Raw genomic sequence first — 11,741 nt, 5'->3', positions numbered from 1 at the left:
GTCGTAATCTACAGTCTTGATTTTCTTAAGATTGGCACAATAATTAGGTATGCGATATAAAAGTGAATAAATGGTTTCTGTATATTTTTACTCCGCTCATCGGGGCGACCCTTGTCTGTCTGATAGCGCTGTTTCCAACGATGAGGCGGAATTTTAGGTTGTGGTACATGAATCGAAAAAAGACTCCCTCATGGCCAGTTCGCGAGGAAGTGAGGATCGACAAGCATTTTGATAACTTCGCGGGCGACGATAGCTTCGCGTTTGCGGAGGTTGCGTGTTACTTGCTGGCGATGTTGAGTATTTTGGATGCACTCATCTTGTTGGCAGGTGCCAGCCCATACTCTCTGGCCCCGGGTATCTCCGTTGAGCAGGGACCGATTGTCCTCACCGCTGCCTTGATTTTTGAAATATTTTCGGTCGTCGTCTATTACGCTTTGGCAAGGCGTCTCTCAAGTTGCTCCATGCTGGTATGGAGAGTGACGCTGGGCATCTTCTTGCTAAATCTAATCTGGAGTGCGCAGTTAATGACCGTCAAACCCGGGCCGCTTCCAATGCTGCTGGGCATCCTCTCACTGGGAGGAGTAATTTCGGTCGTTCGAGGGCGAAAGTCGATACAGGGCCCGAATGTTGCCGCGGCGAAGCCCGGAGTCTGATTGATGAGAGTGAATGTTCGATGGAAAAGAAATCCCGAAAAGACAATTTTCTGATTGCACAAGTTGCTTTTTGTTATTTTGCTGTATTCAACGCATTTGTTCTTGTTCTAGCGTTGATCGGAGCCGACTATTCTTTGAACGGCGCACCATTACCCCAAAGAATATCGATTTTTGCGAACACCATCGCAAACGTATTTCTAATGACGCTCGGATTCTCAGTTATGGCCATGAGCCTGGAGCGGTGTACGAAAGTCGTTTGGCGGATAGCGTTAATCGTCCTTTTGGTGGCGGTGATCGTCAATGTGCTAACGATGTTTGCGCAACTGTCCATCATGCCGATTTTGAACACTGTGGTTTCGGTTGCGGGTATCGCGTCATTGATCTATGAGCGAAATGCGGTTTTCGGGAAGTCCGAGAGCGATACTTCGGGCGTCGTGCACGGCTGATACCCGGCTTTCCTCAGGCGGCGGGATGCCCCCCCCTTTAAGCCGGTACATCCCTCGCATCGCGATCAGCACGCGGCGTTCGCGCAATGCCCGAATTGATTGACGTCATCTGAGTTGCAACCGTTACAACGGTTACATGAAACCTGCACAAACCCAATCCCCTTTGGGTTTACGCTTCGTCCACAGCTCACGGCGATGCAGAATGTACGTCCCGGTGAGCCCCCATACGGAGACGAGCATCGATGACAAAACCCCATATCACCCTGTTTGCTGCCCTCGCAGCGACCGCCGCTATCAGCTGGATGGCCTTCAGTGCGCGCAGTTATGCCGCCGAGGCCGGTGCCCAAGTTCAGACGAATCCCCGGCAAGACGAGATCAAATCGCTCGTCGATAAGACCATCGCGCCGCTTATGGCGCGTCAGGACATTCCCGGCATGGCCGTCGGCATCATCTTCGACGGGCACTCCTATGTCTTCGATTACGGTGTCGCCGACAAAGCCGCCAACAAACCTGTGACCGATGACACCCTGTTCGAAATCGGCTCCGTCAGCAAAACCTTCACCGCCACGCTTGCTACGTATGCGCAAGCCGCTGGCGCACTCTCCCTCACTGACAAAGTCAGCCGTCTCGCCCCAGAATTCGCGGGCACACCGTTCGGCGACGTCAAACTGCTGAATCTCGGCACGCACACCACCGGCGGCATGCCGCAACAAGTGCCGGACAACGTCACCAACATCGACGAGATGACCCAGTACCTCAAAGCGTGGAAGCCCGCCAAGCCGACCGGCACCGCGCGCACGTACTCGAACATCAGCATCGGCGCACTCGGCTGGATTACCGCTCGTGCCATGCACGGCGATTTCCCCACGCTTATGTCGGATCACGTCTTCAAACCGCTCGATCTGAAGCACACCTTCATCAAGGTGCCGGAAGATCAGCAAGCGAACTACGCGTGGGGATACAAGAACGGCAAGCCGACTCGCGTCTCGCCCGGTGTGTTCGAGCAGGAGGCGTACGGTGTGAAGACGACCGCCTCCGACTTGCTGCGCTTCGTCAACGCGAATATCGGGGAGGCGGTCCATGATCGGCGTCTGCGTCACGCGATCTACGCGACGCGCACCAGTTACTTTTTCGATGCGCCGATGACGCAAGACCTCGCGTGGGAACAGTATCCGTATCCCGTTACGATCGAAGCGCTGATCGAGGGCAACTCCACGCGGATGTCGATGGAATCGACCCCTGCACGCGAACTCACGCCACCGATGGCACCGGCGCCCGTTTCGTGGGTCAACAAGACGGGATCGACGAGCGGGTTCGGCACGTATGTGGCCTTCGTCCCGTCGAAGCAGATGGCGATTGTGCTACTCGCCAATAAGAATTACCCGATGGAGGAGCGGCTGCGCGCAGCGCATCAGATTCTGACGACGCTCGACGGCAGCCATCCGGCACCGGCAGCACCTGCGAAGTAGTCGCACACCGCAATGAGGTCGCGCGCCAACCCGCTGCGCGCGACCGGCAAATCACTTCCCAAAAACCGTCTCAAACGCCGCAGCCAGATCGTCGATCAGATCCTGCGGATCCTCCAGACCGATGTGCAGACGGACGATGGGACCGGCATGCGACCAGTCTTCGCACGTGCGCGTGCCGACCACGTTCGATACCGTCGCCAGACTCTCGAAGCCGCCCCACGATGCACCGATGCCGAACAGCTTCAGCGAATCGACGAAGCGGTCCGCTTGCACTGGCGTCGCGTTGGCAAATTCGAACGACACCAACCCGTTCGTGCCCAGACAATCCCGACGCCACAATTCGTGCCCCGGGTCCTTCGGCAGTGCCAGACAGAACACGCGTGCGACGTCCGGCAATCCGTCCAGCCAATGCACGACCTCCAGCGCATTGCGCTCGTGCATCGCCAGACGCGCCGCCAGCGTGCGCGTGCCACGCAACACCAGATAAGCATCATCTGGACTCACGGCCACGCCTTGCGCGTCGGCCATCGTCGAGAGCGTTTGCCAGACTTCCTGCGTCGTGGTGACGGTGCCCATCATCACGTCGGAATGGCCGCTCAGGTATTTCGTCGCGGCCATCACCGAGATGTCCGCCCCGAGCATCAGAGGACGGCATTGCACGCCCGATCCCCATGTGTTGTCCGCGACCAGCAGCGCCCCATGACGATGCGCCAGATCGGCCAGCGCCGGAATGTCGCACATCTCGTAGACGAGCGAGCCGGGGGCTTCCACGTAAATCATCTTCGTGCGCGCCGTCATGTGCTCGGCAGCGTCGCTACCATCCGCGCGAAAGAACGTGACGTGCACACCCCACGGCTTGAGGAACGTCTCGACGAAATGACGCACCGGCTGATACACGCAATCCGCAATCAGCACGTGATCGCCAGGGCGCACGTAGGCGAGAAAAACCATCGAGATCGCCGCCAGTCCCGTCGGGAACAGACGCGCGCGATATCCGCCTTCCAGCCCGGCGACGACATCTTCGAGCGCGAAGCCCGTCGGGTTGCCACGCGCACCGTACGTGAACATGCGCTCGGTGCCGCGACGGCGTCGCGCATCGTTCATGTCGTCCATCGATTCGAACAACACCGTAGACGCGCGCACCACCGGCGGGTTGACGGCACGACCGCCGATAACGGCAGTATCCATGCCGCCTTTAACGAGGCGCGTTGCAACGCGCGCCGAGCGGCCATGATGCAGCGCATCGTGTTCGGCGGAAGGCGTGTAGGGGGAGGACGGGGGGGATTGTCGGGACATGGTCTGGCGTAGAGAGAACGGTTCGGACGGTTCAGGTCGTGCATCGTCGGCGCGCAGGACCGGGAAGGTCACCTGCGCGCCGAACGTCACAGCTTACTTCGCGACGGCGGCATCACCAATACGGAAAGCACCGCGTTCATGCTCATCCAGTTGCGCGAGCAGACCGGTTTCCCACGCCAGATACTGACGCGCAGCCGCTTTGTTGCCATCGTGACGGTCATGCACGAAGAACAGATAGTCGATGCAATCGGCGTCCGGCGGCGAGTCCGGTGTGGCCTCGACCGGCAAACCGGCGGCAACCCATGCCTTGAAGCCCCCCGCAAGCACCGAGAACGCGCGCGAGTCCTGCGCATGCTCACGACGCCAATCCGCCGCGAACAACTCGGCCACACCCCGTTCGTCGGCGATCAGCACGACATTGCCCGACGCAGGCAGCTTCGGCAAACGCGGACGAATCGCCCATTGCGCACCCGTCGCATGCTCACGACGGAAGCTCATGCTCGGACGCACGTCGATCACCGTCACGCTGCCATCGGCCAGTGCCGTCTTCAGTGTGGCGACGTCGATCTCCGGCAGCGTCGTATCGACACCCGGCGTCGGCACAGCCAGCGATGCCCCGCTGTTAAGACCGTCGCGCAACACGTAAGCATCGTGACCCAGCTGACGCAACCAGCTCGCGACGATGGGTGCGCGCACGCCGTCGTTGTCGAACAGCACCACGCGCGCATGACGCACGCCCACGTACTGATCCGTCGCCTGAATCAATTGCCCGCCCGGCGTATGCTGCGCCCCCGGCAGCGTGCCTGCGGCATATTCCTCAGGAGTGCGCACGTCGCAAAGGAACAGCGTGCGCGACGTATCCGTCGCCCATTGCGCAAACGTCGGCGCATCGACTTCCGGCACGGCGAAGCGCTCGGCGAGCGCACCGCTGGCTTCGCGCATTTGCGTGACGCTGGCGGGCGACACCGCGTCGGGATAGCGGCGCGTGCTGCCATGCTCCAGCGGCAGGTCTTCCAGATACCAGCCCTGTGTGCCGTTCTCCAGCGCCATCACCGGATTGGGAATGCCGAGGTTGATTAGCGTCTGCGCACCGATGATGCTGCGCGTGCGACCCGCGCAATTCACGACGATGGGCGTGGTCGTGTCCGGCACCAGATCGCGAATGCGATACCCCAGCTCGCCGTTCGGGCAACAGATGGACGACGGGATCGTCATCTTCAGATATTCGTTGACGGGACGTCCGTCGAGAATCACCACGTTGTCGCCGCGCTCACGCATGGCCGCAAGCTCGCGTGCCGTGACGCGCGGCGTGTGATACGCCATCTCGACGAGTTCGCCGAAGGTCTTCGAAGGCACGTTCACCCCGGCGAACAGCGTGAAGCCCGCCGCCTGCCACGCTTGCGTGCCGCCCTCCAGCACGTACACATCCGAATAGCCCAGCGCATCGAGACGCTGCGCCGCCAGTACCGCCACGCTCTGGTCGGTGTCGTAGACGACGATGCGCGCGTCGCGACGCGGCGCCAGACGCACGATGTCGAGTTCGAGACGGCTGTACGGCAGCGTCACGCCGTAGAAGAGATGCGCCTCGCCGTACTGCCCGTGCTCGCGCACGTCGAACACGGCAATCTCGGCGCCGTCGTGCAGCCATTCCTTGAGCAGGGCAGGCGACACAAAATGAGGAGTGAACGAAGTCATAGCCGGTGTCGTAACGTTAGGTCGTTAATCAATTTCGCCTGCCGCATGTCAAAGCGCTCGAAGGCACGCCAAAACGCAGGCATGAGCAGGCCCGCACCGCTCGTGCCAGTGGCATGGGCGGTGTGCTTCGGGTGACGCGAACGGAGTCGCGCCGTCGGTGAGTCTTCTCGCTTGCCGTCGGCGATACGTGTGCCGACGGTCAGTGCTGCGTCAGGAAGTCAGAGAATCAGCGGCGCGTCTTCACGCCGATGTCCATCACCTGGTACGTGCCCTTGGCGAGATCGAACGTGATGCGCTCGGTCAGTGTCTCCAGCGCACGGCCGTACATGTGCAGATGGCGGATCGGCGCGTCGCCCTGAATCTCGACCGCGTGAATGTCGTCCGACGCCAGTGCAATGCCGTGGCCCGGGTCCACTACGACGGTGTCGCTCACTTCGAGCGTGCCGACGCCAGGCGTCTTGCCGTCGTCGGTACGGCGATAGACGTAGTTGTATTCCACGCCGTCGACCGCCGCGATGCACGCCCACGTCGTGTGGTTGTGTGGCGTGATCTTCTTGCCGGGACGCATGACGTTCAGATACAGGGCGTAGGTCTTGTCGGCATCTTCATGAATCAGATAGCGCGCTTGCAGCTCGCCGTCGGTCGGCGGCGGGAAGTCGGCTTCGCTCCAGAGGGCAGTGCGCGCGGCGAGCGCCTTGACCTGTTCGAGCACTTCGGCCAATGCGGGACGCGTCTCGCCCGCCGGGGCCAGCGCGGCCTTCATGGCGGCAATGGCGTCGCTCACGGCGGCCTGACGTTGTTCGGGAAGTTGAGTCGTGGACATGATGAAAGTCTTCTCCGTAGTGCTTTGCTTTGTTATATGAGGTGCGCGGGTGAGGCGCTATCGTGTGTTCGGCTTGTTCGATGTGTTCAGTTCGCGCGCGCGGGGAACGCCATCACGCAGGCACCGCATCGCGTGGCACGCTGATCATCGGCGACGGCCGCAGCACGTCTTGCAGGAATCGCTGCGCACGTGCGTGCTTCGGCTGGCTGAAGAACTCCGACGGCGGCGCGTCTTCTAGCAACTGGCCCTGATCCATGAACCATACGCGGCTCGACACGTCGCGCGCGAAGCCCATTTCGTGCGTGACGATCATCATCGTCAGGCCTTCGTCCGCGAGCGAGCGCATGACTTGCAGCACTTCCTGCACCATCTCCGGATCGAGCGCGCTCGTCGGTTCATCGAACAGCATGAGGGGCGGCTTCATCGCGAGCGCTCGGGCAATGGCCACCCGCTGCTGCTGGCCACCCGAGAGGTTCGCAGGCATCGCGTCGATCTTGTGAGCGAGGCCCACTTTCGTGAGCAGCGTCTCGGCCTGCGCGACCGCTTCGTCGCGTGACATGCCGAGCACTTTCGTCGGCCCCAGGATCAGGTTCTGCCGCACCGACAGGTTCTGAAACAGGTTGAAACTCTGGAAGACGAAGCCGATGCGCGCACGCAACTGATTGATCTTCATGTCGCGGGCGTTCACGTCCTTCCCCTCGAAGAGAATGCGTCCCTTCTGAATGGCCTCGAGTCGTGTCACCGTGCGAATCAGCGTCGACTTTCCCGACCCGGACGGACCACAAACCACAACGACTTCGCCGCGCCCGATGGTGGCGTCGATGCCCTTGAGCACATGATGTTCGCCGTAGAACTTATCGACTTTCTCGAATGCGAGCATGGTCATGATCGCGCTCTCCTTCTTAAACCGTCTTGAACCCTGCGCTTACGCCAGTCCCGCGCGTTGGCGGGCGATACGTCGCTCCAGCCAACCGGCGAATCGGGAAATGGCGAAACACAACACAAAATAGAACGCTGCGAGCACGAGGAACGTTTGCAGCGGCTTGGTCAGCGTGATCGTATTGACCTGCGCCGCCGAGTACGTCAGTTCCGGCACACCGATCACGTAAGCAAGCGACGTCGCCTTGATGATCGACACGAACTGGTTGACGATGGACGGCAGCATGTTCGCGAGCGCTTGCGGCAGTTGCACGTAACGCATGCTTTGCAGCCACGACAGGCCGTTCGAGCGCGCCGCTTCCATCTGTCCGCGCGGCAGTCCTTCGAGACCTGCACGCACGATCTGCGACAGGAAGGCGCTCTCGTAGACGATGATCGCGCACACGGCCGTGGTGAATGCCGAGACCTCGGCCCCCACCAGCAGCGGCACGGCGAAGTAGGCCCAGAAGATGATCATCAGCAACGGAATGCCGCGCACGAATCGTGTCCAGATCCCGGCGAGGCGTCGCATCCAGCGCCACGGCGAGACCTGCGCCAAACCGATCAGCACCGAAATCGGAAACGAAATCACTAAACCCAGCGCCGACAGAATCAGCGTGATCGCCACACCGCCGAGCGGTCCGTTGGGCCAGCTGCCGACGAGGAACAGTGCGAGATAGTCGTGAAGAATCTCGAACATCGTCAGACTCCCGAGGGCGCCGTGCGGCGCTTGGCGAAATGCTCGGAGAGCGCCATGAGCGCGAGCGTGCCGATCAGATACAGAATCGTGGCCACCAGAAACACGTCGAAGGTACGGAACGTCAGGTTGTCGATCTGACGCGTGCGGTACAGCAACTCGTGCACGCCGATCGCCATTGCGAGCGAACTGTTCTTGAACAGCAGCAGCGACTGGTTGAGCAGCGCGGGCAGCGCCACGCGAATGCCTTGCGGCAGGATCACGTAGCGAAACGACTGCAAGTACGTGAGACCGATGGACCACGCGGCTTCCTGCTGCGTATGCGGAATCGCACGCAGGCCCGAGCGCAGGTCTTCCGAGATGAACGCACCGGCGTTGAGCGCCAGTGCGATTGTCGCGAAGAAGAACTCGGTGTTACCCGCGTTGATCCAGTCGCGCAGCCCCTCCGGCAGCAATTGCGGCACGCCGAAGTACCAGACGAGAATCTGCACCAGCACCGGCACGTTGCGGTGGTACTCCACCACTACGATCACGAAACCCTTGAAGAGCTTCACCGGCAGGGCGCGCAGCGTAGTGAGTACGATACCCACCACGATGGCCAGCATTCCCGAGACCACGAACAGCTTGAGCGTGGTCAGTACGCCGTCGCGGAACAGCTTCAGGTAACCGTCTTCGAGCAGAAACGAGAGATCGAACATTGTGCGACGTCTCGCTCACTGCACCTTGATCGGCTCGACCTTGTAGTCGCGCGTGAACTTGTACACGGACTTGCTGCCGAGCCATTTCTCGAAGCTGTCCTGCAAGCCGTTCGTCTTGTCGTAGTCGACCAGAATTTTGTTCACCGCTTCACGCAGCGCCGGCTCGCCCTTGTTCATCACCACGCCCCAGCGCTCTTCGAACACCGGCTTGGTCAGCAGACGGTATTGCTGTCCGCCCTTGACCGACGCTTCGTTAGCGAAGCGCGCAAGGATCAGTTGACCGGCCACCAGCCCTTCGACCTTGCCTTGTTGCAGCGCGAGGAACGCCGACGAGATGTCGTGGAACGTCAGCAGATTCGAGTCGGGCAGACGCGTGACCGACACCGCCGCCGAGCTGGAGCCTTCCGAGGCGGCGATCTTCTTGCCCGAGAGCTGATCGAGCGTTTGCACCGGCGAATCGGCGCGCACCAGCACGCGAATCGGGGCGACGAAGTACTGATCGCTGAAGTCGACCTGCGCGGCACGAGCGGGCATCCAGGCGACGGCAGCGGCAAGCACGTCGACGCGACGCGTCTTGAGTTCGGGGATACGTGCGTCGGTCGACAGGGCGCGGTGTTCGAGCTTCACGCCAAGGCCTTTCGCAAGCGCGGTGCACACGTCGACGTCGAAGCCGACGATCTTGCGCGTGGCGGCATCGGGGAAGGCGTACGGTTCGCTGGCGTTTTGCGTGCCGCAAACGAGCGTGCCGCGCGCCTTGATGTCAGCCAGCTGGTCGGCATGCGCCAGGTTCGTGATGCCCGTCATGGCGAGTGTTGCGAACAGCGCGCCAGCAAGGTGTCGTTGCCACATGATCCTGAGTCTCCTTGGGTTTGACCGAAGGGTGTCGATTCCTTGTCGTGTGCGCGAAAGCAAATGACGCGAATCGATTAGCGGGGGACCGATCAATGCCGGCTTCCACCCCCGGTCACATAAATATTGCTTGAGTGTCAGGCAGGTTATCCACCAAAATTGCACAGAACAATTTAATTTTTATCCCGAAAACATTAACGTTTCTGAAGTATCCCTCCGAGCGACCATGCGAAATCTCGATATCGATCTGCTGCGAACTTTCGTCGCGATTGCGCAGCATGAGACGTTTGCGGCGGCCGCTACACGCGTAGGTCGCACGCAATCGGCCATCACGCAGCAGATGCAGCGGCTTGAGCAGGAAATGGGTTGCCCGCTGTTCGAAAAGCAGGGGCGGCAGAAGACGATGACGACGGACGGCGTGCGTCTCGTCGCGTATGCCAACAAGATTCTCGCGCTCAACGATCAGGCGGTGCAGGTCATGCAGACGCGCGGACCGGCGGAGAAATTGCGCATCGGTTCGCCGCACGATGTCGCGGAATCGATTCTGCCGAGCATGCTGCGACGCTTATCGAAACTCTCGGCGGAATTACAGCTGGAAATCATCGTCGGACGCAGCCCGCATCTGATGGATGCGCTGCGCGACAACGAACTCGATCTCGCGATCTCGACGCGGTACGACGAAGGCTTTCCCGGCATCAAGTTGCGCACGTCACCGATGGTGTGGATCTGTGCCGACGACTTCATCTTCAACTCATCGGCCCCCGTGCCGCTCGTGATGGCGGACGAGCTGAGTCTGTTCCGTCGCCTGTCCATCGAGCGGCTGAACGCTGCGGGCATTGCGTGGCGCACGAGCTTCATCTCACCGACGCTCACTGGCATCAAGGCTGCAATCAGCGCGGGTCTTGGCGTGACGGCCCGCACCACCGAATTGCTCGACGCCAACATGCGCGTGCTCTCGGAGGCCGACGGGCTGCCGCGCCTGCCCGATGTCGCGTTCTATCTCTACGTGCAACCGACGTGCACAAGTCAGGTCTTGCGCGAGTTGTTCGAGTCGACGGAACACATCGCAACGCGCTTCGGGCCGCCGTTTCTGATCGGCGAGTGATGCACGGGCGATGCGGGGCCGACGACGCTCGGCCGGTCAATCGCCGTTAGCGTGCCTGAGCAGGCTGTCGCGCATTTTCGCGACGATCTTTTGCGTACGGTCGAATTCCTCGGGATCGAGACCTGTCGCCGCAATCAAATCGCGCTGCGCCCCCTTCTTGCGCAGTTGCTTCCCTTCTTCGGTCAGGCTGACGATGACCTGCCGCTCGTCGGTGGGGTCGCGCTGACGACTCAGATAGCCGAGTTCTTCGAGCTTCTTCAGGATGGGCGTGAGCGTGTTCGACTCCAGGAACAGCTTCTCCCCCAGACGCTTGACGGAAACATTGTCCTCCTCCCAGAGCGCCACGATTGCAATCCACTGGGTATAGGTCACGCCCAGCTCTTCAAGAATGGACTTGTAGGCGCGTCCGTAGGCCAGATTGGCCGAGTACACCGCGAAACACATGAAATCGCTGAGGTTTGGCAGCGCGGTTTCGGTGGGCTTCGATTTGCTCATGACGTTCGGTTCTCGTGGGTTCGTTCGATTTCGTCACAATATACATCGCATCCGATTTAATCGGAAGGTGTTGACTTTTGATTTCGCCTGTCGCATTATTCATCGCATCCGATTGCATCGGATACGATTTAAATAAGACTCGCAGGCAGTCTCAACCCATATCGAAAGGAAAACACCATGGCTAGCAAGATCCTCTACACCGGCAAGACTCACACCACTGGCGGCCGCGACGGCTCGGCCCGCAGTTCCGACGGCAAGCTCGACGTCCAGCTGTCCTCGCCCGGCTCGAGCGGTCCCGGCACGAACCCCGAGCAACTTTTCGCCGCTGGCTGGTCCGCCTGCTTCATCGGCGCGATGGGTCTGGCCGCCGGCAAGCTGAAGATTCAACTGCCGGTCGGCACGGCCGTCGACGCCGAAGTCGACCTCGCCAACGAAGACGGCGCGTACTTCCTGAAGGCACGCCTGAACGTCAGCCTGCCGGGACTTGAGCGCGACGTTGCGCTATCGCTCATCGACGCCGCCCACCAGACTTGCCCGTACTCGAAGGCCACGCGCAACAACATCGACGTCGAGCTCAATCTCGTTTGACGCCTCTTT

13 protein-coding genes are annotated in these 11,741 nt (G+C 60.7%); 5 read left to right on the top strand and 8 right to left on the bottom strand.

Annotated features, from left to right (window positions below):
* Nucleotides 1–167: 167 nt before the first annotated feature.
* From PAN31117_RS16640 to blaPNC, 3 genes are all read left to right on the top strand, one after another.
* A complete protein-coding gene (locus tag PAN31117_RS16640) occupies nt 168–653 on the top strand; it encodes a hypothetical protein (RefSeq protein WP_150739177.1) in 486 nt (161 codons plus the stop codon).
* Nucleotides 654–673: 20 nt separating this feature from the next.
* Entirely contained in the window at nt 674–1,099 is a 426-nt protein-coding gene (locus PAN31117_RS16635) for a hypothetical protein (RefSeq protein WP_150739176.1), read from the top strand.
* 242 nt (nt 1,100–1,341) lie between these two features.
* Entirely contained in the window at nt 1,342–2,568 is a 1,227-nt protein-coding gene (blaPNC, locus tag PAN31117_RS16630) for a PNC family class C beta-lactamase (RefSeq protein ID WP_150739175.1), read from the top strand.
* A gap of 51 nt (nt 2,569–2,619) precedes the next feature.
* Here the strand turns inward: blaPNC and metC are convergent, their stop codons facing one another.
* The 7 genes from metC to PAN31117_RS16595 all read right to left on the bottom strand — a co-directional run bounded on the left by metC (nt 2,620) and on the right by PAN31117_RS16595 (nt 9,544).
* Nucleotides 2,620–3,864 carry a cystathionine beta-lyase gene (metC, locus tag PAN31117_RS16625; RefSeq protein WP_150739174.1) on the bottom strand — a complete coding sequence of 415 codons (1,245 nt, stop codon included), beginning with the start codon at nt 3,862–3,864 and terminating at the stop codon, nt 2,620–2,622.
* A 93-nt stretch (nt 3,865–3,957) separates the two neighbouring features.
* On the bottom strand, nt 3,958–5,559 hold the full coding sequence (locus PAN31117_RS16620; protein ID WP_150739173.1) for a rhodanese-like domain-containing protein: 1,602 nt from the start codon (nt 5,557–5,559) through the stop codon (nt 3,958–3,960).
* Nucleotides 5,560–5,785: 226 nt separating this feature from the next.
* Nucleotides 5,786–6,382: a cysteine dioxygenase family protein gene (locus tag PAN31117_RS16615; RefSeq protein WP_039394382.1), complete on the bottom strand. Its 597-nt coding sequence runs from the start codon at nt 6,380–6,382 to the stop codon at nt 5,786–5,788.
* Between the two features lie 112 nt (nt 6,383–6,494).
* Complete coding sequence (locus PAN31117_RS16610) at nt 6,495–7,262, bottom strand: amino acid ABC transporter ATP-binding protein (RefSeq protein ID WP_174991011.1); 768 nt, start codon at nt 7,260–7,262, stop codon at nt 6,495–6,497.
* A gap of 45 nt (nt 7,263–7,307) precedes the next feature.
* Nucleotides 7,308–8,000, bottom strand: a complete 693-nt coding sequence (locus tag PAN31117_RS16605) for an amino acid ABC transporter permease (RefSeq protein WP_039394375.1) — start codon at nt 7,998–8,000, stop codon at nt 7,308–7,310.
* 2 nt (nt 8,001–8,002) lie between these two features.
* Nucleotides 8,003–8,695, bottom strand: a complete 693-nt coding sequence (locus PAN31117_RS16600) for an amino acid ABC transporter permease (RefSeq protein WP_150574997.1) — start codon at nt 8,693–8,695, stop codon at nt 8,003–8,005.
* Nucleotides 8,696–8,710: 15 nt separating this feature from the next.
* Nucleotides 8,711–9,544 carry a transporter substrate-binding domain-containing protein gene (locus PAN31117_RS16595; RefSeq protein WP_150739171.1) on the bottom strand — a complete coding sequence of 278 codons (834 nt, stop codon included), beginning with the start codon at nt 9,542–9,544 and terminating at the stop codon, nt 8,711–8,713.
* Between the two features lie 226 nt (nt 9,545–9,770).
* On the opposite strand from PAN31117_RS16595, the gene PAN31117_RS16590 reads away from it, so the two are divergent.
* Entirely contained in the window at nt 9,771–10,649 is an 879-nt protein-coding gene (locus PAN31117_RS16590; protein WP_039394366.1) for a LysR substrate-binding domain-containing protein, read from the top strand.
* A 36-nt stretch (nt 10,650–10,685) separates the two neighbouring features.
* On the opposite strand, the gene PAN31117_RS16585 is transcribed toward PAN31117_RS16590, so the two are convergent.
* Entirely contained in the window at nt 10,686–11,144 is a 459-nt protein-coding gene (locus PAN31117_RS16585; RefSeq protein ID WP_150739170.1) for a MarR family winged helix-turn-helix transcriptional regulator, read from the bottom strand.
* Nucleotides 11,145–11,321: 177 nt separating this feature from the next.
* On the opposite strand from PAN31117_RS16585, the gene PAN31117_RS16580 reads away from it, so the two are divergent.
* Complete coding sequence (locus PAN31117_RS16580) at nt 11,322–11,732, top strand: organic hydroperoxide resistance protein (RefSeq protein WP_150663769.1); 411 nt, start codon at nt 11,322–11,324, stop codon at nt 11,730–11,732.
* Nucleotides 11,733–11,741: the final 9 nt, after the last annotated feature.

Source organism: Pandoraea anapnoica, from assembly GCF_902459765.1.
Lineage (GTDB): Bacteria > Pseudomonadota > Gammaproteobacteria > Burkholderiales > Burkholderiaceae > Pandoraea > Pandoraea anapnoica.
This window is presented reverse-complemented; position numbering and strand designations above follow the sequence as displayed.